The organism is Stenotrophomonas sp. NPDC047960, assembly GCF_043204395.1.
In the GTDB taxonomy this organism is placed as follows: domain Bacteria; phylum Pseudomonadota; class Gammaproteobacteria; order Xanthomonadales; family Xanthomonadaceae; genus Stenotrophomonas.
The window spans coordinates 61,590-82,462 of the sequence record NZ_JBIDBX010000001.1; the positions used below are offsets into that span (position 1 = coordinate 61,590).

At 64.1% G+C, this 20,873-nt stretch carries 26 protein-coding genes and 3 tRNA genes; 7 read left to right on the top strand and 22 right to left on the bottom strand.

Annotated elements, in window-relative coordinates:
• The first annotated feature begins 43 nt into the window (after nt 1–43).
• The 3 genes from grxC (at nt 44) to ACGFZ3_RS00315 (ending at nt 1,904) form a co-directional block, all read left to right on the top strand.
• The gene (gene grxC / locus ACGFZ3_RS00305) at nt 44–340 is read left to right on the top strand and encodes a glutaredoxin 3 (RefSeq protein ID WP_392914958.1); all 297 of its coding nucleotides are present in this window, start codon (nt 44–46) and stop codon (nt 338–340) included.
• Entirely contained in the window at nt 337–729 is a 393-nt protein-coding gene (locus tag ACGFZ3_RS00310) for a carboxymuconolactone decarboxylase family protein (protein ID WP_392914960.1), read from the top strand. Before grxC ends, ACGFZ3_RS00310 begins: the two co-directional genes overlap by 4 nt.
• A 167-nt stretch (nt 730–896) precedes the next feature.
• Nucleotides 897–1,904 carry an isocitrate dehydrogenase gene (locus tag ACGFZ3_RS00315; protein ID WP_392914961.1) on the top strand — a complete coding sequence of 336 codons (1,008 nt, stop codon included), beginning with the start codon at nt 897–899 and terminating at the stop codon, nt 1,902–1,904.
• 67 nt (nt 1,905–1,971) lie between these two features.
• Here the strand turns inward: ACGFZ3_RS00315 and ACGFZ3_RS00320 are convergent, their stop codons facing one another.
• Nucleotides 1,972–2,730 carry a Bax inhibitor-1/YccA family protein gene (locus tag ACGFZ3_RS00320; RefSeq protein WP_392914964.1) on the bottom strand — a complete coding sequence of 253 codons (759 nt, stop codon included), beginning with the start codon at nt 2,728–2,730 and terminating at the stop codon, nt 1,972–1,974.
• Nucleotides 2,731–2,892: 162 nt separating this feature from the next.
• Between ACGFZ3_RS00320 and ACGFZ3_RS00325 the strand changes: the two genes are divergently transcribed.
• From ACGFZ3_RS00325 to ACGFZ3_RS00335, 3 genes are all read left to right on the top strand, one after another.
• Nucleotides 2,893–2,969 (top strand) — tRNA-Pro (locus tag ACGFZ3_RS00325).
• A 46-nt stretch (nt 2,970–3,015) separates the two neighbouring features.
• Nucleotides 3,016–3,092: transfer RNA gene (locus ACGFZ3_RS00330), tRNA-Arg, on the top strand.
• Between the two features lie 55 nt (nt 3,093–3,147).
• Nucleotides 3,148–3,224, top strand: a tRNA-His gene (locus ACGFZ3_RS00335).
• A 62-nt stretch (nt 3,225–3,286) separates the two neighbouring features.
• Here the strand turns inward: ACGFZ3_RS00335 and ACGFZ3_RS00340 are convergent.
• From ACGFZ3_RS00340 to ACGFZ3_RS00390, 11 genes are all read right to left on the bottom strand, one after another.
• On the bottom strand, nt 3,287–4,525 hold the full coding sequence (locus ACGFZ3_RS00340; RefSeq protein ID WP_049397878.1) for a site-specific integrase: 1,239 nt from the start codon (nt 4,523–4,525) through the stop codon (nt 3,287–3,289).
• A 65-nt stretch (nt 4,526–4,590) separates the two neighbouring features.
• Entirely contained in the window at nt 4,591–4,965 is a 375-nt protein-coding gene (locus ACGFZ3_RS00345; protein WP_005412378.1) for a hypothetical protein, read from the bottom strand.
• A gap of 739 nt (nt 4,966–5,704) precedes the next feature.
• A complete protein-coding gene (locus tag ACGFZ3_RS00350; RefSeq protein ID WP_005412379.1) occupies nt 5,705–5,845 on the bottom strand; it encodes a hypothetical protein in 141 nt (46 codons plus the stop codon).
• A gap of 241 nt (nt 5,846–6,086) precedes the next feature.
• Nucleotides 6,087–6,707 carry an antirestriction protein ArdA gene (locus tag ACGFZ3_RS00355; protein WP_049397877.1) on the bottom strand — a complete coding sequence of 207 codons (621 nt, stop codon included), beginning with the start codon at nt 6,705–6,707 and terminating at the stop codon, nt 6,087–6,089.
• Between the two features lie 63 nt (nt 6,708–6,770).
• Complete coding sequence (locus tag ACGFZ3_RS00360; protein ID WP_032961791.1) at nt 6,771–7,031, bottom strand: hypothetical protein; 261 nt, start codon at nt 7,029–7,031, stop codon at nt 6,771–6,773.
• Entirely contained in the window at nt 7,028–7,186 is a 159-nt protein-coding gene (locus tag ACGFZ3_RS00365; RefSeq protein WP_153643621.1) for a hypothetical protein, read from the bottom strand. Before ACGFZ3_RS00365 ends, ACGFZ3_RS00360 begins: the two co-directional genes overlap by 4 nt.
• 20 nt (nt 7,187–7,206) lie before the next feature.
• Nucleotides 7,207–7,632 carry a hypothetical protein gene (locus ACGFZ3_RS00370; RefSeq protein ID WP_049397875.1) on the bottom strand — a complete coding sequence of 142 codons (426 nt, stop codon included), beginning with the start codon at nt 7,630–7,632 and terminating at the stop codon, nt 7,207–7,209.
• Entirely contained in the window at nt 7,632–7,955 is a 324-nt protein-coding gene (locus ACGFZ3_RS00375; RefSeq protein WP_049397874.1) for a hypothetical protein, read from the bottom strand. Before ACGFZ3_RS00375 ends, ACGFZ3_RS00370 begins: the two co-directional genes overlap by 1 nt.
• A 52-nt stretch (nt 7,956–8,007) precedes the next feature.
• On the bottom strand, nt 8,008–8,607 hold the full coding sequence (locus ACGFZ3_RS00380) for a hypothetical protein (protein ID WP_049397873.1): 600 nt from the start codon (nt 8,605–8,607) through the stop codon (nt 8,008–8,010).
• 64 nt (nt 8,608–8,671) lie between these two features.
• Nucleotides 8,672–8,842, bottom strand: coding sequence for a hypothetical protein (locus ACGFZ3_RS00385; protein ID WP_004154558.1), 171 nt, complete (start codon nt 8,840–8,842; stop codon nt 8,672–8,674).
• 68 nt (nt 8,843–8,910) lie between these two features.
• The gene (locus tag ACGFZ3_RS00390) at nt 8,911–9,072 is read right to left on the bottom strand and encodes a hypothetical protein (protein WP_153643622.1); all 162 of its coding nucleotides are present in this window, start codon (nt 9,070–9,072) and stop codon (nt 8,911–8,913) included.
• 1,989 nt (nt 9,073–11,061) lie between these two features.
• On the opposite strand from ACGFZ3_RS00390, the gene ACGFZ3_RS00395 reads away from it, so the two are divergent.
• Nucleotides 11,062–11,373 (top strand): hypothetical protein, encoded by a 312-nt coding sequence (locus ACGFZ3_RS00395; protein ID WP_171968789.1) that lies wholly within the window; start codon nt 11,062–11,064, stop codon nt 11,371–11,373.
• A gap of 21 nt (nt 11,374–11,394) precedes the next feature.
• On the opposite strand, the gene ACGFZ3_RS00400 is transcribed toward ACGFZ3_RS00395, so the two are convergent.
• Genes ACGFZ3_RS00400 through ACGFZ3_RS00445 form a run of 10 tightly spaced genes read right to left on the bottom strand, consistent with a single transcriptional unit; the run spans nt 11,395 to nt 20,843 of the window.
• On the bottom strand, nt 11,395–11,847 hold the full coding sequence (locus ACGFZ3_RS00400) for a hypothetical protein (protein WP_004154560.1): 453 nt from the start codon (nt 11,845–11,847) through the stop codon (nt 11,395–11,397).
• Complete coding sequence (locus ACGFZ3_RS00405; protein WP_049397869.1) at nt 11,844–12,152, bottom strand: hypothetical protein; 309 nt, start codon at nt 12,150–12,152, stop codon at nt 11,844–11,846. Before ACGFZ3_RS00405 ends, ACGFZ3_RS00400 begins: the two co-directional genes overlap by 4 nt.
• Nucleotides 12,149–12,559, bottom strand: a complete 411-nt coding sequence (locus tag ACGFZ3_RS00410) for a lysozyme (RefSeq protein WP_219627573.1) — start codon at nt 12,557–12,559, stop codon at nt 12,149–12,151. Before ACGFZ3_RS00410 ends, ACGFZ3_RS00405 begins: the two co-directional genes overlap by 4 nt.
• Nucleotides 12,560–12,591: 32 nt before the next feature.
• The gene (locus tag ACGFZ3_RS00415; protein ID WP_049434054.1) at nt 12,592–12,783 is read right to left on the bottom strand and encodes an LPXTG cell wall anchor domain-containing protein; all 192 of its coding nucleotides are present in this window, start codon (nt 12,781–12,783) and stop codon (nt 12,592–12,594) included.
• 8 nt (nt 12,784–12,791) lie between these two features.
• A complete protein-coding gene (terL, locus tag ACGFZ3_RS00420; RefSeq protein WP_223846474.1) occupies nt 12,792–14,456 on the bottom strand; it encodes a phage terminase large subunit in 1,665 nt (554 codons plus the stop codon).
• An 8-nt stretch (nt 14,457–14,464) separates the two neighbouring features.
• Nucleotides 14,465–14,710 carry a hypothetical protein gene (locus tag ACGFZ3_RS00425; RefSeq protein ID WP_032961803.1) on the bottom strand — a complete coding sequence of 82 codons (246 nt, stop codon included), beginning with the start codon at nt 14,708–14,710 and terminating at the stop codon, nt 14,465–14,467.
• A complete protein-coding gene (locus tag ACGFZ3_RS00430; RefSeq protein ID WP_005412393.1) occupies nt 14,707–14,976 on the bottom strand; it encodes a hypothetical protein in 270 nt (89 codons plus the stop codon). Before ACGFZ3_RS00430 ends, ACGFZ3_RS00425 begins: the two co-directional genes overlap by 4 nt.
• A 26-nt stretch (nt 14,977–15,002) precedes the next feature.
• Nucleotides 15,003–15,488, bottom strand: a complete 486-nt coding sequence (locus tag ACGFZ3_RS00435) for a hypothetical protein (RefSeq protein WP_134734697.1) — start codon at nt 15,486–15,488, stop codon at nt 15,003–15,005.
• The gene (locus ACGFZ3_RS00440; protein WP_392914983.1) at nt 15,488–18,280 is read right to left on the bottom strand and encodes a tail fiber domain-containing protein; all 2,793 of its coding nucleotides are present in this window, start codon (nt 18,278–18,280) and stop codon (nt 15,488–15,490) included. The genes ACGFZ3_RS00435 and ACGFZ3_RS00440 overlap by 1 nt, the downstream gene beginning before the upstream one ends.
• A 25-nt stretch (nt 18,281–18,305) precedes the next feature.
• Complete coding sequence (locus tag ACGFZ3_RS00445) at nt 18,306–20,843, bottom strand: phage tail fiber protein (RefSeq protein ID WP_392914986.1); 2,538 nt, start codon at nt 20,841–20,843, stop codon at nt 18,306–18,308.
• Between the last annotated feature and the right edge of the window lie 30 nt (nt 20,844–20,873).

Genomic DNA, 20,873 nt, shown 5'->3' on the forward strand with positions numbered 1-20,873 from the left:
AGGGCTACCATATACAGACACTCGATCCGCTGTGGAGTTTCCCGTGAGCCAAGATGTTGCCTCCAACCCGGGCGGGAAGCCGCCCATCACCATCTATTCGACCGCCGTGTGTCCGTACTGCGTGGCCGCCAAGAACTTCCTGAAGAGCAAGGGCGAGACCTGGACCGAAGTCCGCATCGACCTGGACCCGGAAGAGCGCCAGGCGATGATGGCCAAGACCAAGCGCACCAGCGTGCCGCAGATCTTCGTCGGCGACGTCCATGTGGGTGGGTACGACGACATGATCGCCCTGCATCGGGAAGGAAAGCTTGAGCCGCTGCTGAACGGGGAAGGCGCATGAGCGCTGCGGACGACGGCAGCAAGGACCGGATCGCCGAATTCACCGAGTTCCGCCAGCGCATGAACCAGCGCATCCTGGGCGAACCCAACCAGGTGGTGCGGCGCTTCTTCGCGCTCGACACCCAGACCTACCAGGCCGGCGCGCTGGACGTGAAGACCAAGGAGCTGCTGGGCCTGGTCGCCTCGATGGTGCTGCGCTGCGACGACTGCATCAGCTACCACGTGGCCCAGTGCAAGGAGGCCGGGGTGACCCGCGAGGAGTTCTTCGAGACCTTCTCGGTCGGCCTGGTGGTGGGCGGCTCCATCGTCATCCCGCACCTGCGCCGTGCGGTGGATTTCCTGGACCAGCTGGAAGGCGGCGCCGCCGCCCCGGCCGTTCACGAGCATTAAGGAGGGAGGCCGCCCGACCAACGGTCGGGCGCTACCGGGCCATTGGACCAATGGCTGATTTGGGGTCCCCCCGCCCGGTAAGGCATAATTGCGGGTGAAACTTCCCTTGCGCCGGTGCTTTCCGCACCTGCTTGACGGCGCTCCCCCTCGGTTCGGAAACAGATCAAATGACGCAGAAAATCACGGTCATCCGCGGTGACGGCATCGGCCCGGAGATCATGGACGCTACCCTGTTCGTGCTCGGCAAGCTGGACACCGGTTTTGAATACGAAGATGCCGACGCTGGCCTGGTCGCACTGGAGAAGCACGGCGACCTGATGCCGGCTTCCACCCTGGAGTCGATCGCACGCAACAGGATCGCCCTGAAGAGCCCGCTGACCACGCCCGTCGGTGGTGGCTTCACCTCGATCAATGTCAGCCTGCGTCGTCACTTCGACCTGTACGCCAACGTGCGTCCGGCGGTGTCGTTCCCGAACACCAAGTCGCGTTTCGGCGACGGCGTCGACCTGATCACCGTGCGCGAGAACACCGAAGGCGCCTACCTGGCTGAAGGGCAGGAAGTGTCGGCCGACGGCGAAACCGCGTTCTCCGGCACCCGCATCACGCGCAAGGGTTCCGAGCGCATCGTGCGCTACGCCTTCGAACTGGCCCGCAGCACCGGCCGCAAGAAGGTCACCGCGGTGCACAAGGCCAACATCATCAAGTCGACCTCGGGCCTGTTCCTGGCCGTGGCGCGCGAAGTGGCGGCCAAGTACCCGGACATCGAGTTCCAGGAAATGATCGTCGACAACTGCTGCATGCAGCTGGTCATGCGTCCTGAGCAGTTCGACGTGATCGTCACCACCAATCTGTTCGGCGACATCATTTCCGATCTGTGCGCCGGCCTCGTCGGCGGCCTGGGCCTGGCCCCGGGTGCCAACATCGGTGAGAACGCAGCGATCTTCGAAGCCGTGCACGGCACCGCGCCGGACATCGCCGGCCAGGGCAAGGCCAACCCGTGCGCCCTGCTGCTGGCGGCCGCGCAGATGCTCGACCACGTCGGCCAGACCGACAACGCCGAGCGCCTGCGCAAGGCCATCGTGGCCACGCTGGAAGCCAAGGACTCGCTGACCGGCGACCTCGGCGGCACCGGCACCACCATGGGCTTCGCCCAGGCCATCGCCAGCCGCCTGTAACGGCCCCGCGAACCGGCAATGAAAAAGGGCACCCATGGGGTGCCCTTTTTTGTACCGCAACGTTGAATCAACGTTGCTGCAATTTCGACAGCAGCCGCAGGAACTCCACGTACAGCCACACCAGGGTGACCATCAGGCCGAACGCGCCGTACCACTCCATGTACTTCGGTGCGCGCGCGGCGGCGCCGTTCTCGATGAAGTCGAAGTCCAGCACCAGGTTCAGCGCGGCCACCACCACCACGAACAGGCTGAAGGCGATGCCCAGCCAGCTGGCTTCATGGATCACCGGCACGTTGATGTTGAAGAAGCTCAGCACGAACGAAGCCAGGTACAGCAGCGCGATGCCGCCGGTGGCCGCGACCACGCCCAGCTTGAAGTTCTCGGTGACCTTGATCAGGCCGCTGCGGTAGGCCGCCAGCAGGGCGAACAGGGTGCCGAAGGTGAGCAGCACCGCCTGGAACACGATGCCCGGGAAGCGGGCCTCGAACACCGCCGAGATCGCCCCCAGGAAGAATCCCTCCACCAGCGCGTACATCGGCGCGGTGACCGGCGACCATTCCTTCTTGAACACCGTCACCAGGGCCAGGACCAGCCCGCCGATGGCGCCGCCGATGGCGTAGATCATCGCGCCGGGTGCGATCTGCCCGTCGGCGCCGACGGCCTGGCTCCAGGCGAAAGCAGCGGTGAGTACGGTCAGCAACAGCAGGACGCCGGTCTTGTTGACCGTGCCATTGATGGTCATCACCTGGTCGGGTGAGGTCACCACCGAACCGCTGGCCAGGTCGAGGAACGTCGACTCTGAAAGTGCAGGGTTGCCGCTGCGCATTGCCAATCTCCTTGAAGGGTAGGGGTAGGGCCATCCGGCCGCTGAAGAAAGCATAGCGCCCGATCACGAATGTGAAAAACCTTGTGAAAAGCGTTGACAGATGCCTCGCCGATTCCCACAATAGCCGACTCTTTCGGGGGGAACCTCGAGGGATCACACCACCGGGGTATAGCGCAGTCTGGTAGCGCGCCTGCTTTGGGAGCAGGATGTCGGGGGTTCGAATCCCTCTACCCCGACCACATCCCGCTGCTCAAAACGGGATGGGAATGCGACAATCCGGTCCGGGCGCCCGTAGCTCAACTGGATAGAGCACCGGCCTTCTAAGCCGGCGGTTACAGGTTCGATTCCTGTCGGGCGCACCATAGGTGCAAGCGCAGGGTGTGGTACAGGTTTCAAACGAATAAACAGGTTTCAGTGGTGGCTGTAGCTCAGTTGGTTAGAGTACCGGATTGTGATTCCGGTGGTCGGGGGTTCGAATCCCCTCAGCCACCCCACTGTTTTCTTACTACCGTCGCTAAGTTACTGAAAAGTAAGCTGGCGACGGTCAGTTTTGGTACTACAATCCCTCGTTGGCAATCAATCCCTGTCTCGGAACGTCACCTGTGGGCGTCACCTGCGGCGCAGCCCGCAATTGCTCCAGCGCAGACTTGCCGATGAGCGCCTGTTCGGCCAGCACCTTCGCGTAGGTCTCCGACGTGGTGCGGATGTCCCGATGCCCCAGCCACTCCTGCACGAGCTTGATGTTGCCGGTCGCCAGCAGCAGCCGGGTGGCGCAGGTGTGCCGCAGCGAGTGGATCACGCACTCCTTCTCCTTGGCGAGATGCGTCCCCTTTCGCGCACGATTCCAGAGCTTGTTGGCGCGGGTCTTGTTGAGCGTGGAGAAGGGGCCGGTCTGCTCCTTGCCTGCCGCCCTGCGCCGCCGCTGGACCACTTCCGAGGCGCGGGAGGTCAACGGGATGGTGCGCTGCCGGCCGCCTTTCAGTTCCCCGTGACGCCAGAAGCGAACGGCGGTCGGCGGGGTTCCCACCAGGTCGCTCCAGCGCAGGTTGAATGCCTGGCTCAGGCGGCAGCCCACGTCGGCCAGGAACACGAACAGGTCGTGGTAGTCCTTACCGTCGCGCGTCCGCGGCCGACCGCCGTACTCGGGGTCGGGCAGGATGTCCCACGCGAGCACGCGGGAGAGGATCAGCTCCTCGTCCTCAATGGTCAGGGTGAACTGGCGCGCGTTGTCGCGCTCGTCGCTCGGCCGGTACTCCGGGATGGCGGCCAGCATGCGCCCGGCCTTCGCCTCGCGGCGCAGGACGGCCATCAGGGCGTGCATCTTGCGGTTGATGGTCGCCGGAGCAGCTCCCTCGGCCTCCATCTTGGTCACCATCGCGTCCACTGCGGCCTGGGTGATGTCGTTGATGGGCGTGTCCTCGCCCAGGAAGCCCTGGACGATCTTGCAGTTGGTGCGGACGGTCTCGATGGACTTGAGCTTGCCCCAAAAGTTGCGGTCGTCCAGGGCGTCATCCATCGCGTCCTTGAGGGTGCGCTGCCGGGCCTTGGCTTTCGCCACGGCCATCTGCGCCGACCGGGACTTGCCCCGGATGAGTTCGCGCAGCACGTCCTCGGAAACGTCGGGGTCGTCGCGCAGGGCGTCGAGGACCGCCTGCTCCTTGCGCTCGGCTGCCACGCGGTCGCGGGTGCCGGTGGACAAGCGCACGCGCCGGTATCCCTCCTGCACGTCGAGCATGTAGTAGCGCTTATCGGGCGCACCCGGCTTGGGCGCGGTCCCTTTGAGGCGAAGGGCCATGTGTATCTCCAAAAATGAAAAGGCCCGCACTAGGCGGGCCTCGGGGCACAACGGGGTGTTGGGGGTTAGGCGGCTGCGACGCGCGCCGTCACCTTGCGGTTGACACGTTCTGCGAGCGAAGCCAGCCAGTGCAGCGCCTTGGTCGTCGGGAAGATCAGGTTGCGCTTGCGGTAGGCGGGATCAGGGCGCTGCTCCAGGAAGTCAGGCCCCGGCTCGCGGTTACGCTTGATAGACGACAGGTCGAGCACATTGCGGCTCACTGCGGAGGGAGAGAGTCCGCCGAGGACGCGCTCAAGGTCCACCTGCTGAATGCCCGGCTCGTCCACAACGGCGAGTAGGGTGAGGATGCGGGTGGCGGTGATGTCCTCGTCGATCTCTTCCCGGAAGGCTGACAGTGCGGTTGTGAGAATGGCCGTCAGTTCTTTCTGCGAGAGATTCATGGTGCGCTCATTTTCCGTAAGGGGATGGTTCCCCCTTGGGAAACCATCAGGGTCTATCTTGGAGCCGCAATGTAAGGATTACAAGGCCCAAGCCAATGTTGATGGCATTCTTGCCAATTTTGTCCATCCAGAAACCACGCTGCCAGGGCGTGGGGGAGGGGTCGATTCCGATCTCATATCCAAAGGCTTTCACGAACAGGTCCAGGTACTTCTGCCCTGCGAAGGGGCCGTCCTGTCCCCTGCTCACGGCGTTGTAATGCGCCGCCACCCCCGGCTGCGCTCCACAAAAAGGTCTTACGTTTCAGTGTTTTAAGAACGGTAGTGCCAGCATCGCCGCCAGGGTCACAATGGCCCCGACCACGGATGCAAAAAACAGTCCTTGCCCTACGCGGACTACCGCGCTGGCTATTGTCCGTCTCACCGTACTCATAGACTGAGAACGCCCCCCTGGTCGTCTGCGGATGCGCAGCCCGACAGCATGACGCTGCCGTCGGGCAGACTACAGGCCACAATGATGGCGCGTCCGTAGGAATCAAGTACCACGGGAGAGATTGATCCCGACTGGTGCAGTGAAGTCATGGCCGCGGGGTCTCCGTTGGGGCCGCGGGTGGGACCGGATACGACACCCGCCAGCCACAGTCCTCGGGGACGACCGAGAACTGGACGCGCTCGTTGAGTAGGCCGAGCATCGCGCGGAGAGCGCCGCGCTTCTCGTTATGGTCGAAATTGATGGTCCGAATCATTCGGGCACCTCGTAGGTCCGTTCATGCAGGACCAAAACCTCCCGCTCGAATACCAAGAACGGGCCGAACTGGTGGACGCGGAGGGCCACGTTGACGATCACCAGGGTCGAGTTTGCGGTGAAATCTGCGTTACGCATATGTAAGTCTCCTGTTATGCAAGTGCTACAAATGGAACAATGAGTGCCAAATATCGAGATTGGCCTTATGATTAGGGCTGAAGGGCGTGATCGCCACTCCCGACCCCAAGGACCATTCGATGATTGACCCCCGCGTAGAAGTCGCCATTACGGCCCTTCACCTAGTCGTATGGGTGTGGACTAGCTCGGTGCCGGCGCATCGCACATACCTGTATTGGCGCAGGGTCTTGCGGAAGCGGCGTTAGCGGCTCCAGAAGTAGAAGCCGCTCACCTCAAACGCGTCACCGTTGAGCCGAATGTCGCGGCCATAGCTCTCGTAGTCGAAGTAGCGGGAGAGGGCGTCGGGCACGTCGTGAAGAAGCCTCGATTCGTCCACATAGTTCTCGGCAAAGTCGGCCCAGCTATCGAACTGGCCCGCGTAGGCTTCGTGGAACTGCTCCACGGTCACATCGTCGAGGCCCTCGTGGTCGCAGAAGGCCGTGTAGGCGGCGCGTTCGGTGTCGTTGTGCAACTCGTCCAGCCGCTCTTGCAATGCGCACAGCTTGTCCAGGTCGGGGTGCTCGCCCCAGGTATCCCCGAACACGTCGTCGTAGTCGTGGACGGCCCACTCCTCGGCGCTGGCGACCTTGCCGCTTCCGCCACACGCCGTGCATTCCGCCCCGCCGAATACTCGGGGGACGTATGTGGTTCCAGTACCGCCGCAATCCGGGCAATCAACGGTCACGTTCGGGTGCGGCGACTCGCGCAGGATGCGGGCAATCTCATCGCGCACGTCGTCGGCGTCGCGTCCCTCCAAGTTGATCCACTCGCCGTGCAGGACGCCAGCGTTATATGAGGCAAGGCAGGCAACGTATATTTGCATGGTGTGCTCCAGAAATGCGAAGGCCCGCACTAGGCGGGCCTCGGGATCAGCGGTGGTTGTCGGTCAGTGCGCCCAATCGGGCTTGACGTTCAGCAGGTAGGCGGCGGCCACTGCGCGGGCGGTGTCTTCGTCGGCCACGTCGGCAATCCACCACCAGCGGTCCTTACCAGCCCAGCGGTAGACGCCCCAAAACTGCGCGGCCATCGGTGCGCAAGGCTCGACGCTTCCATCGAACTCTTGGCGGGGACCGTAGGAGACCGATCGGTCGCCCAGGGTGACCAGCTTGTCACCGGCAGGTACAGCCAGCTCGTTGTCGTTGCTCATTGCGACAGGCCCTTTGCGTGCTCAATGGCGCGATCCAGCGCGCCGGGGATGTTGTGAAAAATGCCGTGGCGTGTCGAGTGCGTGAGGCCGATTTTGTAGACCTCAAAATGGTTCGGCCCCTTGCGCAGCACCCACGCTTTTTCGGTCTCGAACATGATGTCCTCCTCGCGGTAGCTCATGCGAAGCGGCCCATCTCGGCTTGGATCATTTCGCGTGCCTGCCGCTCAGCATCGGCGAGTTCGCAGCGATTCTTGGGGCGTTCGGCAAGCCACGCACCCAACGGTTCCGCGATCTCGTAGCCAAAGACGCCGGGATAGCCGTCAGGGGTGCAAAGCTCCTCGAACAGCTTGTGAAGCATCCGGGCCACATTGGTCAGGAACTCGCCCACTTCGATGGTCACAGGCACGTCAGCCAACTGCCACCCTGCCGCAAGCAACGCAAGGTCGATGGGGTCGAAGTCGGTATCCCTGATTGCCCGGTTGACCACGGTGGCGAACTCCTCGGCTTGCTGCGGCGTCATCGCGGTCGCCGCCAGTTGTTCGTGATAGCGCCCCGGCTGTGCCAGGAACACGTTGCGGGTTCCGTAGGTGCGCAGTTCCATCACAGCACTCCCAGCCCGCGCAGCACCGGCATCACCAGCGCGTTGGTCTCGTCGTTGTCGCTCCAGTCGCTCGCGGCGTCGTTCCCGTTCTCCCAAATCAGGAGCACAAACCCCGCCTTTGTTGCGTCCGGGCGGTAGAACCGCAGGTGATCGTGGTCGGTAGAGGCGAGGGCCTCCAACACTTCTTGCCGGTCGCGGCTGTGCCGCACCGTGGTTTCTTCGCCGTCGTAGACGCCGAGCGAGTAACCAGCGGCGAGGGCGGCATCCACCAGCGCCACGGCTATGCGCTTCGCGCTCTCAGGGGCGTACTTGTCGAGGTTCATGGCTTTCTCCGGGCAACAAAAAAGCCGCCTAGCGGCGGCTAATGGGTTCGGGTTAAGCGCGGAGCGCGTCGCTGCACAGGGCTTCCGGGTATGACGAGTCGCGCATTGGCATGACGATCAAAGACGCGCACCTGATGCTCGGATCGGTGATGCCGCCAATACCGAACATGGCCGCCACGTCGCCGCCAGTCACCGGAATCAGTGAAGTGGCCTTGCCGCCGAATGCCTTGCGAATTACACCGGCCGCCTTCACTACGCCTTCGAGGACGGCAGGCGCGAATCCGGACAGCTTGAGTTCGTTCGGCTTGGACACCGCAGCACGCCAGTCCGGGTAGGTTCCATCAACGGCAGCAAACTCAATGGCCTGGCCTCCGCGCTCCGCCTTGAACCGGCTGGCATCGCCCACGGCGCTGAAATAGACATCGCCCTTCATCTTGGCGACCAGCTCGCACGCATTGCGCGGCACGATGATCTTGCCAATGTCCCACGGCAGGCTGGTACGCACCACAAGCATGCGGTGGCCGTCTGTAGCAACGATGATCGCACCATCGGCGTGCGACTCAATCAGCACGCCATTCAAGTAGAAGCGAACGTCATTCTTGGGTGCCACATGCAGAGCGGCGGCGATCAGGGCGGAAGGAATTTTGTTCATAGCTTTCTCCGGGCAACAAAAAAGCCGCCTTGCGGCGGCTTCGGTGGATTGGGATAGGGCGCTGTTAGAGGAACAGCTTGGTCAGCGTGACGATGCCAGCCACAAAGGCCGTGGCGACCACCAACGGATACCACCGGGTCTCCATCATCAGCTTGTCGCTCTCGCGGTTGATCTTGCGAATCTCAGCGGTGAGCTTGCGCACTTGCAAGTCCTCCAGTGGTCCATTGGTGCTCATGGTAGCTCCAAAAAAGACCCGCCGTCACACGTCGGCGGGGTGTGGAAAACCGGGTTGACGAAAGGGGATCAGATGACAACGGGGGAGGGACAAGGCGCAACTTGGGTGCGGTTCCTGTTCGCCTGGCGCTCCCGCTCGTTGAGTCGGGCGCGGTGCTCGCGGATGCCGCGGCGGATGCAACCGGCCACGTAGTAGTCGCGGGCGGTCATATCAAACGGGATCATCGTCATGGGTTGCTCTCCAGTGAATCGGACCACCAAAACGCCCCATCACAACGGTAGGGACGCTTTGGCGGTCAGACTCATGCTTGTAAGGCATGGAATCTGACCGTCGCCAGCTTCCGGGAGCGCCTCCAGCTCGCCTAGGAATCCCGTACAGATGGCCCCGCTCTTTCTGGCGGTGACCCGGTATCCGTGGCGGCCTTCATCGGCCCTTACACTTCCCGGCGCGGCTAGTGTTCCCAGCTCCCCGCGTTCTGCCGTGGGCGGCGCTCCTGCCTGCCCCTTTCCTACTGTCCCGACCGCACCCTGCGACCGTTGTTCGATGGTGGGCATTATGCCCGTTTGTTCCCGGTTTGTCAATCACTCCCGGTAGTGGGAGGATTGAGCCGGACGTTACCTGCGGTGCGCTCAGGGGCCTTTGGGGCTAGTCCTCAGTGCTGGCGGGATAAGCTCTAGGTGCTGTCGATCCATCGGTCGCACGTCTGTCGCCGCCTTTTCCGCTGCCGCCGTGCTGCTGGCGACGGGTATAGATTAGATCAATCCCCGCATGGCTGTCAATACCCCGATGGCAACGATTTTTGGATGGTCGCAGGGAGCGCCTAGCGCGCGCGTGGGGAGCTTCTATAGGCGGGGCGGTAGGGATGCCCGTGGCGGGCCTTGCGTGGGCCGTGGCGGCGCATTGGCTGGCCGTGGTGGGCGGCAGGTGGGCATAGGCTGGGGCAGGGTGCGCCGAGGTGGTAGGCAGGTGTGCCGAGGTGGTGCCGAGGTGGACGCGTGGCGGTCAGGGCAAAAAGACAGATAGGGACAGACAGAGGCGCGAACGTTTGAGCGCGGATGTCCGCAGGTTGCCCAGGTATCGCATGGGATTGCCTAGGCACTGGATACCTAATCCGGTGGTTCACCTTTGGAATCAGCAGGTTAGCCGAGGTGGTGACGCCGCAGGTGACGCGAAGGGGGGGCGCATCGTGCCTTTGCGCTACAGGGGGCGACCCCCTACGGGGGGTGATCGCGCGGTTCCAAGTAGTTGGATACCCCTTCGGAAATTTGCCGCAAACGTTTCGACCCCCTCAGTCGCGCGAGGAGGGAGCCTCAGTCACACCGGAGCGCTTCCGCGTTGCCACGACAGCGAACCAGGCGAGCGACCCAAGTCCCCATAGGACGCACACAGGCACAGCCCAGGTCATCCCTCGGTTGTACGCGAGGATCGCCAGGAGCGGGTTGATGGGCGTGACGCCCGCGATGAGCAGGATCAGGAGAAGTCGGTGCATGGGAGTTCCGCCGCAGTGGCACCCAAGGAGGACAGAGGAACACCCCAAGAGTGCATAGGAGGACTGTAGTTCTACTTGGTGGTGAATACCAATGAATAGAACTCTACAGTCCCACTATAGTAATACTTAGGTCTATCTAATGATAACAGCTCTGTCAAGCCCCCTAGGAGATGACGGTCTGTGTGGTCCGGTAGACTTGGCGTTTGCCCTAGACAGCTCATCAAGACCACATGGCATCGCTCAATAGCATCCTCACCCGGTTCGCGGCTTCGATCACGCTGGCTTGTGTAATCCTTGTGGGAGTACCGGCTCTGTATCAACATGTAAAGATGCGAGATGCGGACGCCGTGGCGGAAAGAAGCCGCGGACTTATTAACGACGATAACACCGCCCCAAGCGTTGTGGAGCAGCAGGTGCGTATCCTTGATTCCGCGCTTACTGAGTCGGCGGGATGCGAGTACATGAGAGACCTGTTACTCCAGTTCCTTGTCGGAATACCCTTGATCGTATGGTTCGTCGCCTTGGCTGTAATGTGGTGGTTCAAGGAAGACGACTTGACTCTCTAGCTGAACAGTTCAGGACGCTGCAAATCATCAGCGCGATATTCCCCTTCAATAGTTATAGGGTACGGGCCGCTACGCATGGGAGGTGTCAGATGGCTTCGCGGGTAAACGGTAAGGGTTGCTTGGGGTCGCTACTGGTCTTAGAAGATGACCCCGACCTGTCAGAGATGTTGCAGGAAATCCTGGTGAATTTCGGCTATGAGGTCGAGGTTGTTGCTTCCTCCGCGCAAGCTTTAGACCAACTGGCGGCAAAAGTGTTCCACGCGGCAATCTTAGATATTCATATCGAGGATGGTGGCTCCATGTCGGTCGCTGACTGTCTCTTGTCGAATCGAATACCCTACATGTTTGCCACGGGGCTTCCCAATCCTCAACTGCCCACCATTCACCAATGGGCTACCTTTCTTCAAAAGCCGTATCGCATAAACGATCTCATGGGGGCCTTGGAACGGACGCGTCAGATGGGGATTCCAGTTTAGGCGCATCCTTGCGCCGTTAAGTCATGTCCGTTTTCTAAGGAAGCGCTTGTTGAAAGTGTCGTAGGTCTGCACCGGTGGACCGCTGTAGAGGTCCGTCGAGCAGGCCATGAGGACTGCTTCGGTCGCGTTGTGGCCTGCCTTCATGGCGGCCAGGGCAATCGCACCACCACTACCGGCGACGAGGAAGTCGCGCCGGAGGTCGAGAGGGAGACCGTCGTGGTAGAAGGCCACCGGGTTGTCCCGCAGGCCGACCACGAGGATCGTGTACTCGCCCTTGGTCAGTTCGTCGAATCCCTCCGACAGCTCGCGCACGGCTCGCTGGATGTGGGAAGTGGTGCCCGCGCCGAACACCACCAGGTCGCGCCCGGTGGTGTCGGTGGTGCGGTAGAACTTCTCCTCCTCGTACCGCAGATCACCAGCGGTGACCTGCGAGTCGATAGCAACGAGCCGGCCGTCAAAGGCCAGCGTGGTCACTGCTTGATGTGCTCCCGCCAGTAGCTCGGGGTGAACGCAGCCCACTCGATGTCGCTCACGTCATCCCACAGGCGCTCCGCGGCATTCCGCAAGTGCTCCCACAGGCCGCCGAGGACGACGTAGGGCAGCGCCAGGAACACGGCGACGAACAGCCAGCCGGTGTAGGTGCGACGGGAGGTCTCGCGCAGGCGCTCCGGGAGCCACTGCGAGGCGAGGGCAATGCGCAGCGCTACGTACCCCTTGGCGCGCTCGTAGGCGCGCACCAGGCGCTCGCTGGCGCGGTTGTAGATGGTCTTGATGGTCACTTGGAGTTCCAGAGTTTGACTTCCGCCTCGCGGCGGTCGATGAGGCCGGGCAGGTCCGTCAGCACGCCCTTGACGCGACCCTTGGTCCATCGGCGGAGCTGTGCGGGCACCGCCGCGTAGTCGCCCGCGTTGAGCACGCGGAGCAGGGTGGAGCTGGCGAAGTTGCCCTCGCCGAGGTTGAACACGAAGTCGATCAGAGCGGCTTCCTGCGGCGCGCTGAGGGGCACGCGCACGTATCGACGGACGACCGTAGCGGCCTTGGAGAGGTCAGCCTCCAGCAGCTCCACAGCGCGTTCCTCGGTGATGCGGAGGCCGGGCTTCACGTCACTGCCGGTGTGGCCGTAGCCGATGGTCCACTTGTCTGCGGGGCACAGGTAGGCCACCAGGCGCAGACCCTCCGACTTCATCGTCAGAGGGCGCGCGAGCTGGACAGCCTGGCTCACACCGGGGCGTAAGGGTTCGACTGGCCGCCCTGGGTGTGGCAGCAGGGAGCGTGGTTGCAGTCGCACGGCGTTACCGGCGCGGGTGCGCTCGGGCCGTCGTTGTCGTCGTCGTTCTTGCGGCGCAGGAACAGGTACAGCAGGGCAGCGGCGGCGAGCGCCATCAGCCACGCAGCGAGCGTGTTGGACATTGGGTCTCCTACAGGATGTCGAGGTAGTTGTCGGGTGACGGCACGCGGCCGGTCACGGACTGGATGAAGGAGGCGTACTCGCGGTCGAGCAGCTCCTCCAGGTAGCGCTGCTCCTCCTTGGACACGTCTCGGGAGAGCTGGTCGGCCCAATACTTCACGGCCATCGCCAGCGCTTCGAGGCGGTCGTCGTGGCGCAGTGCGCCGCGGTCGCGCGTGATGCGCGTCAGCTGGTAGAACAGCTGGTACTTCTGCTCGGACTTCTGATCGGCGCGGATGATCGAGGCATCGACCACCAGGCGATGCTGGTTCAGTACCGGCTCCAGCACGTCGATGATTCGGTTCTCCTTCGAGGTGCCATAGTGCTTCACCTCCTCGATGGAGCACGGGTACACGCGCGCCAGGACGCCGGAGAGCATCTTGGCGAACATGCCGTCGCCGAAGTTGGCCTCAATGAGGACTGCGGAGACCTTCTCGGCGCGCGCGATGTGCGCCAGGGTCTCCAGCGTGTCGTCGTCGTAGCCGCCCTTGGTCGCACCAGCACGGCGCGCGTAGAGCATGCCGCGAAGCATGCCGACGACCGCGTAGCCGGTTTCGTCGCCGCCTCGGCCCGAGGGGTCGATGGCGAGCACCTTGCCGGTGAACTCCTCCATTTCCGAGGCGAGGTACATGGGCCGGTACAGGCGGTCGCCAGTGAAGCCCACGGACGGGATGTCGCTGACGATGTACTCCGGGCCGCTGCTGTAGACCACGCGGATCGGAGCGACCTCGCGGTCCACGTCCATCACGATCAGGTCGGACAGCTTGAGCGGGTACTTCTCGGCGTCGGACAGCGACGCATCGAGCATGAACTGGAGCATGAAGCCGGAGCGTCCGTAGGACGCCTCGCGCTCCATCAAGTCCTCATCGGAGAAGCGGACGCTCTCGCAGTTCTTCCAGGCGAGCTTGGGGTTCGCGTCGAACGCATCGGCGATCATCGGCGCGAGTCGGTCGCCGTACACCTGGCGGTGCTTGGTGTCCTTCGGGTAGCGCGCAGGCCAGATGCGGATGACGTAGCCGCGCTCGGGCAGCTTGTTGTAGAGCGACTCCTCGGTCTGCGGAGTGCCGAGGTAGATGATCTCGCCGCCCGGCTTGAGCACCGCGTCGAACTCCTTGACCAGCTCGGCGAGCTTCTCGCGTTGCACGACGGTCATGGAGTTCTTCGGGACTTCGATGTCGTCCGCGATGATGGTGTCGGCGCGGGAGCCGGTGAGCTGGCCGTTGATACCGACCGACTTCACCGAGGGCGACTGATCGGGCTGCGCGGGACCGACATCGAACGCCAGGTTCGAGTTGCGCTGGTCGGGACGTGGGCGCAGGTGTTGCAGCTCAGGCAGGGTTTCGATCAGGCGCTTGACGAACACCGAGAACGCATCGGCGCGTTCCTTCGATGCCGAGACCACCATGATCTTGTGCTGGGGGTCTTTCCAGAGGAGCCAGCAGACGTAGGCGGCCGTCACCCAGGACTTGCCGACGCCGCGGTACGCCATGATGACGCGACGGCGCGGGCCGGTTTTCAGGAACTCGCAGATGTCGTACTGGATCGGAGTGGGGCTTGGTAGCCCCAGCTCCTTCCAGACGTACCAGGCGAAGTTGCGGAAGTCCTCGAAAGGGTGACGAACGTGGAGGCTCGTCATGCCCTCCATCAGTTCAGCCGCCCATCCTCAGCGGGATCGAACGGGAACTCGGACACCTTGTCGGCCAGCTTGCCCAGCGGTGAGCCGGGCGGCGTGGCCGCAACGTCGATGCCGTTGTCCTTGAGAAACTGCCGGGCCACGTTGAGGATCGAGGCCAGGCCCTTCGCGTCCGACTCCATCGAGTCGATGGTGTCGGCGAGCTTGTCCGCGACTGCGGCGTGCAGTCGCTCCAAGGCATCCTTGGGGGCGGTCACTTGTTGACGACGCGGTTCAGTACGGTCTCCAGCGCGGACGTGCCGAGCGACGCCAGGATGCACGCGAGCGCGACCTGGGCGACGAAGGAGACGCCGGGGATGAAAATGACGATGGCACCAGCGGCCAGGCCGGTAGCGCCGGAGAGGATTGCGCGGCCGAGCGCCTGCTTCCAGGTGATCGGGTCGTTCGACGTGAGCATCTTTGCGATGCCCACGATGAGGCCGACGCCCGCGAGAGCGCCGACCAGCTTCACTTCATCGTGCATTAGGTCTCTTGTAGGTGGTGAGGGCGTTAGATCGGAACGCCGAAGCTGTACTCGTAGTTGCCGGTCAGAGTGATCTGCGTGACGCCATCGGTGACGACGACAGTGAACTGACCCATGCGGGTGGTGTTTCGTCCCGAGGCACTCACAGTGCCACCGAGGCCGCTGCCGGAGATCGTTGCGCCGCCAGTGACGGAGCGGGAGACAACGGAGTAGTTCCCGGTGCCGCCCGAGCAGCTGACGGTGAAAGACTTGCTGATCGAGCCGCTGGTGTTCTGCGGCCAGCTACCCATCAGCCAGCTCGGCGACAGGGACGCTTGGAACGGTGTCGCCTTGACCGCGTTGTAGAACTGCGAGGCATAGATCGGCCCGCTCGTGGGTACGCCGTAATTGGCCGGAACGTCGGGCACCAATCCAGCGCCTCGGTAGTACTGGTTCGCGTAGATCGGATACCCGCCGCCAAACTCGGCGCGGATCATTTCCCAAGAGATCGGGCCGGAGCCGGGGAGGGCCATTAGGCACCTCCCCGCAGCTCGGCGACTTCCTTGCGGAGCGCCTGCACCTCGGCGATAAGGAACGGCACGGCCTTGTCCCACAGGATCGTCTTGATCCCGTTGTGCTCGGACTCGTAGACCATGTATGGCAAAACCTCCTCGACCTCCTGCGCGATTGCGCCGTACTCGTGCTTTGCCGAGTAGGTGAAGCCAGGGTTCAGCTCCTTGATCTGCTCATCGTTCCAATCGAACTCCCGCACACGGAACATCGAGAAGAAGGCGTCCACCGCGGAGCGAGGGATTGGCGCGATGTTCTGCTTGAGGCGCGCGTCGGATGCGTAGGAAATGCTGTTGCTCTGGCACTGCCAGTCGTTGTTGGCGTTGCGGAAGCAGGCCCACGCGAAGTTGTTGTTCGCGAGGAATCCGAGGTTGTTCTCGTTGCAGTGAATCCAATGGGTCGAGCCGTGGTCCGTGTCGTAGAACTCGATGGTCGGCGAGGTGGACTCGATGCGCATGTTCGCGCCGTTGACCAGGAATCCCTTGCCGCCGTAGGTGCGCACCCAGCTGTTGTCCTGCATGAAGATGCCGCCGCCATGCGGCTCCGAGTACCAGCCGGTGCCGGATTGCTGGGAGCGGAACCAGCCCGCGTTGAGGTAAATCTGATCGCCAGCCGTCAGGCGGCCCGCGATATTCGCAGCGCCGTTCCAGTACAGGTTGTACCAGCTGTTCGTGTTCACGCGGGTGATCGAGCACACGTCATCGCCAGCGCCGTTCGTTCCGTGGATGTACGCGGTTCCCGCTGCACCCATGCCGGTCAACCGCAGAGGAGCGGCGTAGGCCAGAGTGACCTGTCCGGTGAAGGTTGCACCGCCCAGGCTCGCCTTGCCGTCCAGTGCGGACTGTAGGCCGCTGACGTTGGCGATGGTGTGCGTGTGACCGGCGTCAGCCTTCCCTGCCGGGTTGAAGTTCGCCGAAGTCCAGACGGTGCCGCCAGTGTTGAGGGACGCGACGCCGCCCGTTCCATCGCCGAATCGGAACTCCAGCGAGTTCGCAGCGGGCGGTACGTAGACGTAGCGATCCAGCGACCCCAGGTACACGACGCCGGACGTGGCCTCGCCGCCATATCCCTGCGCACGAATCTGCCCGGAGGCGAACGTCTTGACACCACCGATGGGCTGATCGTCGGTCACGTTGACGACGTTGGCGATCTCAGCAGCGGTATGCGTGTGGCCGATTGCCGACTTCCCGTCGAGCGCCGCTTGCAGCCCGGTGACGTTTGCGATGGTGTGCGAGTGGGACGCCGCCGCTTTGCCGTCGAGCGCGGACTGGAGGCCGGTCACGTTGGCGATGGTGTGCGTATGCGATGCCGCAGCCTTCCCGTCGAGCGCCGTCTGCGTGGCGGTGCTGATCGGCTTGTCGAGATCGGCGGTGTTGTCCACCTTGTCGAGGCCGACCTGCGCCTTGGTGTGCGTGTGCGTGCTCGGCGGGTAGGTCGTCGGCTTGCCGGTGACGTGGGTATTGAAGTCCACGTCGTTGCGGGTCGCCAGCGCGCCCAGCCCGCCGATGTCGCCAGCCACGAGGGTCACGTCGCCCTGCTTTCCGGCGACGCTGGTGACCTGATCGGTGTTATCGATCTTCTCCCAGGTAGCTCCGTAGAGCGCCTGGTCGCCGACGCGCCAGTGGATGTCGCCCACAGTGCCTTCGCCGACCACCTTGTAGAAGTGACCCTTCACCGGGTTGGCCGGGAACGCACCAGTGCCGGCATCCCACGATCCCATGTAGACCAGCGAGCCGGTGACGGCAGCCTGCGCCTGGGCGGCCCAATGCTTCGCCGAGAACTCGCCCGGCGAGACCTCGGTGCCCTGCGGCGCGTTCGCGTACAGGCCAGCCTTGTCGCGGGCAGCTTCGGCAGCGGCCTTGGCCGACGATGCGGTCTGCGCCGAGGTCGAGGCGGCCGACGCCGAGCCGGACGCAGCGGAGGCATGACCGGCTGCGGTCGTCGCCGAGCCAGCAGCCTCGCCAGCCTTGGTCGCCGCGGCGGACGCTTGGGCTTCCGCCCGGTTGGCCTGGGTGGTCGCCTGGGTGACCGAGGTCGCTGCGGCGGTCGCGCTGTCGGCGGCTGCGGCAGCCGATGCTGCGGCAGCGGTGGCGTCAGCTTCCGCGCGGTCGGCCGCGTCGGTCGCATAGCCCAGGATGGTCTGCGCCTGATCCCGTGACGTGGCGGCAGCAGTCGCCGCTGCCTGCGCGTCGGAACGCGCCTGACCCGCTGCGGTGGCCGACGTGCCCGCCTGGCTTGCGGAGCCAGCCGAAGCCAGCGCCGAGGTGGCCGAGGCCGTCGCCGAAGCGGCGGCGTCCACTGCGGAGCTTGCCGCCTCGGTCGCGCTGTCGGCAGCCTCGGCCGCCTTGGCAGCAGCGAAGGTCGCCGCGTCGGCGGTGGCCTGCACGTCGTCGTCGATACTCGCGGCGGATTCCACAGCGCGCACGGCGGATGCTTCGGCAGCGTCGGCGAAGCCGGAGGCGTCATCTGCGGACGCCTGCGCGGCGTTCGCCATGCCGGTCGCCACGGACACAAGGTCGCGCACCTGCACGACCGAGCCGGTCAGCTCGTCGGTCAGCCCGGCCACGTCCTTCTGGAGCTGCGGGAACGAGGGGAGGGTGTGGTTGTTGCCCAGGCCGTCCGTCACGACGACGGTGCCTTCCTCCTGAGTCAGCAGCGCGATCATCTGATTCTCGCGCCGGTTCCAGCGGTCTACCAGCGTCGAGAGGCGCGAGGCCAGCTCGGCGTTGGAGACGTAGCCGGGGGTAGTGCTCATGCGGTGCTTGGGTTCTCTCTGAGGGTTATCGGATGCCGAAGGCGAAGCCGCCAATCGACGTGATGAGGTAGTTCGGATAGGCCGGGGCGTCGTAGCCGTGGACCTGCGGCGGCGGACTGGATGCGCGGCAACGCACGCGGAACGCGCGGGCACCGCCTGTCCATGCCCCGGACGCCGAGAGCGTCACCGACTGCTCGTAGGTGTAGAAGTTGGACGCGGTGAAGGTGTTGCCGTCGCCGCCCATCTGCTGAATCAACGCGCGGTACATCGGTGGCTCGTGCGAGGCGATGGCGACCCACACGGAGTCACGCAGCTCCTCCAAGATGACGTGCAGCCCATAGACGCGCGTGTTCGCGGTGACGGTCACCGACACGGAGGGCGTATGACCCTCGCCAGCCAGCACCGGAGCGCCGAGCCAGAACTCGTGGATCGCCACCCAATCGCCGAGCGGGATGAAGTTGTTGCCCGCCTGGTAGCAGAGGCTCGTTGCCCCGGTCCACCACACGCCGGTCGCCGACTGGAACTGCCCCACGATGTTGGGAGCATTGACGCGGCCTCGGAAGAACGCGCCGCCGTTGCGGTCCACGTAGAACACCGCGTTGTTGGCGTTCTTCGCGCCGGAGCCGACCCACAGGGGCCAGTCGCCGAGGTTGGAGATTTCCACACGGAACTCGGCAGCGTTGACGATGTTGCCGTTGCCGTCGAGGGTGTGGGTCTTGAACGTGCCGCCGTTGATCGTACCTGCGTTCGCCGTGAGCGCGGCCAGGGAGTTCACCCTGATCTTGTCCGCAGTGATCGTCCCGTCCACCACCAGCGCACCCTGGATACCCACGGTGGACTGGCCGCCGACCGTACCGATCACGAACGGATACTTGATGCTCGCCAGGGAGCCGCCCGAGGTGTACTGCGGGTGGACGAAGGCGAAGCGATCCGCGGTGACGATGAAGTCGCTGCCGGTCTGCGGGTTGGCGGAGAGGGCGATACCGGCGACCACGGGGACGCCGTTGATGGTGCCCGCGTTGATCTTGACCGAGTAGTTGGCCTGCCACTGACCGTACATGCCGGAGTGCTGCCCGGCGACCACGTTGAACTCCTGCCGGATGGTGGCGAAGTCGCCGTCCTTGAACGCCTGGACCTGCGTGGCCGCGATGGACTGCGCCTGCTCGGCGGTGATCTTGGTGGTGTTGAGCTGCTGCACCAGCGCGCCGGTCGGAGAGGTGACATCCAGGTCGGCCTTGCGCCAGCCGGTGCCATCCCAAATCTGCGTCAGGTACGCGCCGGTCTGCCCGGTCTTGACCCAAAAGGTCGGAACCTTGAAGCCGCCAGCGGGCGGGGAGGGCTGCGTGTCCGAGAAGATCGTCGGCGCGGTGCTGGTCTCCAGCGTGGATACCTGCGACGCCAGGGCTTCGCGTGCGGACGCTTCGGTGTCGATGCGCTGCTCGAAGGCAGCCGAGACCGCCGATACCTGGCCGTCGATCTCGTTGGCGATCCCCTGCGGCACGTTCGCGCCGTAGCTCGCCGCCATCTGCTGCCGGAATGCCGTGTTGGCACCCTCGGCATCCGTCAGGGCTTCCGTGGTCTCGGCCAAGCCAGCGATGTTCTCGCCGTGGCGAATCACAGCCGTCTCAACGTCGGACACGCGGGCCTTGGTTGCGTCAACCTCGGCCATGACTGCGGTGCGGACCTGCGCCGCGCTGTCCTCGATCTCTGCGCCGAGGCGCTGCTCGGTGGCCGCGCGCGCCGCTTCGGTGGTGCTCTCCACCTCGTCGATGCGCTGGTTGAGCGCAGCGGAGATCGTCTTGCCGTTCTCGACCACCTGGCCTTGCAGCTCGGTGATCGCCTCGACGCGCGCAGAGTGCTCGTCGGCGATAGCGCGGTTGACCTCCAGGAAGCGCGCTTGGTTGCTTTGCTCCCCGCGATCCACCCGCGCGAACAGGTCGATGATCTGCTGCGCGATGACCTTGTTGCCTTCGGTCAGCAGTCCGATCTCGTGGGTGGCCGTGCTGATCTTGTCGCCGTAGTCGCGCTGCACGTCGAAGAACTCGTGCGAGCGCATGATCTCCTCCAGGATCGCCTCGGCGTTCACGTCGATGAGGTCGATGCGGGTCAGCAGGTCTTGCAGTGCTGGCGAGCGGAGGAGCTGCTCGATGATTGCGTTGAGGTCCGGGTTGCCACCGGGGTTGCCGGGGCCGCCACCGGGGAGGCCGCTGCCGCTACCGAACTCGGCGAGTTCCTGGTGTGCGTACAGCAGTTGGCGGAACGACTTAGACAAGTCGCGCGCCGGGAGGTTTGCGCCTTCCTTGTAGTTGACCAGGAGGGCGTCAATCGGCGTGAATCGCCGGATGGTCACAGTGTAGGGCGCGTCGAGCACGCCATCCTGCGACGGAATCTCGATGGTGCTGGCGTCCACCCACGACACGGAGACAGCGCGGGCCGCGTCCGGTTCACCGACGAACGCCCGGATGTGCTCGCGGGCGATGTACGGGAACGGCACGGTGAACCGCGTAGGGCCTCCCTCGTAGGTGTAGAGCACGAAGGAAAGGCCGCGCGATAGTTCGATCATGCGTCCTCAAAAAGGTGGAGGCCCCGAAGG

Coding starts and splice junctions, on each gene's coding strand:
- ACGFZ3_RS00310 (WP_392914960.1), top strand. CDS start 337: ATGAGCGCTGCGGACGACGGCAGCAAGGACCGGATCGCCGAATTCACC.
- ACGFZ3_RS00315 (WP_392914961.1), top strand. CDS start 897: ATGACGCAGAAAATCACGGTCATCCGCGGTGACGGCATCGGCCCGGAG.
- ACGFZ3_RS00320 (WP_392914964.1), bottom strand. CDS start 2,730: ATGCGCAGCGGCAACCCTGCACTTTCAGAGTCGACGTTCCTCGACCTG.
- ACGFZ3_RS00340 (WP_049397878.1), bottom strand. CDS start 4,525: ATGGCCCTTCGCCTCAAAGGGACCGCGCCCAAGCCGGGTGCGCCCGAT.
- ACGFZ3_RS00345 (WP_005412378.1), bottom strand. CDS start 4,965: ATGAATCTCTCGCAGAAAGAACTGACGGCCATTCTCACAACCGCACTG.
- ACGFZ3_RS00350 (WP_005412379.1), bottom strand. CDS start 5,845: ATGCGTAACGCAGATTTCACCGCAAACTCGACCCTGGTGATCGTCAAC.
- ACGFZ3_RS00355 (WP_049397877.1), bottom strand. CDS start 6,707: ATGCAAATATACGTTGCCTGCCTTGCCTCATATAACGCTGGCGTCCTG.
- ACGFZ3_RS00360 (WP_032961791.1), bottom strand. CDS start 7,031: ATGAGCAACGACAACGAGCTGGCTGTACCTGCCGGTGACAAGCTGGTC.
- ACGFZ3_RS00365 (WP_153643621.1), bottom strand. CDS start 7,186: ATGTTCGAGACCGAAAAAGCGTGGGTGCTGCGCAAGGGGCCGAACCAT.
- ACGFZ3_RS00370 (WP_049397875.1), bottom strand. CDS start 7,632: ATGGAACTGCGCACCTACGGAACCCGCAACGTGTTCCTGGCACAGCCG.
- ACGFZ3_RS00375 (WP_049397874.1), bottom strand. CDS start 7,955: ATGAACCTCGACAAGTACGCCCCTGAGAGCGCGAAGCGCATAGCCGTG.
- ACGFZ3_RS00380 (WP_049397873.1), bottom strand. CDS start 8,607: ATGAACAAAATTCCTTCCGCCCTGATCGCCGCCGCTCTGCATGTGGCA.
- ACGFZ3_RS00385 (WP_004154558.1), bottom strand. CDS start 8,842: ATGAGCACCAATGGACCACTGGAGGACTTGCAAGTGCGCAAGCTCACC.
- ACGFZ3_RS00390 (WP_153643622.1), bottom strand. CDS start 9,072: ATGACGATGATCCCGTTTGATATGACCGCCCGCGACTACTACGTGGCC.
- ACGFZ3_RS00395 (WP_171968789.1), top strand. CDS start 11,062: ATGTTGCAGGAAATCCTGGTGAATTTCGGCTATGAGGTCGAGGTTGTT.
- ACGFZ3_RS00410 (WP_219627573.1), bottom strand. CDS start 12,559: ATGAAGTCGGAGGGTCTGCGCCTGGTGGCCTACCTGTGCCCCGCAGAC.
- ACGFZ3_RS00415 (WP_049434054.1), bottom strand. CDS start 12,783: ATGTCCAACACGCTCGCTGCGTGGCTGATGGCGCTCGCCGCCGCTGCC.
- terL (WP_223846474.1), bottom strand. CDS start 14,456: ATGACGAGCCTCCACGTTCGTCACCCTTTCGAGGACTTCCGCAACTTC.
- ACGFZ3_RS00430 (WP_005412393.1), bottom strand. CDS start 14,976: ATGCACGATGAAGTGAAGCTGGTCGGCGCTCTCGCGGGCGTCGGCCTC.
- ACGFZ3_RS00435 (WP_134734697.1), bottom strand. CDS start 15,488: ATGGCCCTCCCCGGCTCCGGCCCGATCTCTTGGGAAATGATCCGCGCC.
- ACGFZ3_RS00440 (WP_392914983.1), bottom strand. CDS start 18,280: ATGAGCACTACCCCCGGCTACGTCTCCAACGCCGAGCTGGCCTCGCGC.
- ACGFZ3_RS00445 (WP_392914986.1), bottom strand. CDS start 20,843: ATGATCGAACTATCGCGCGGCCTTTCCTTCGTGCTCTACACCTACGAG.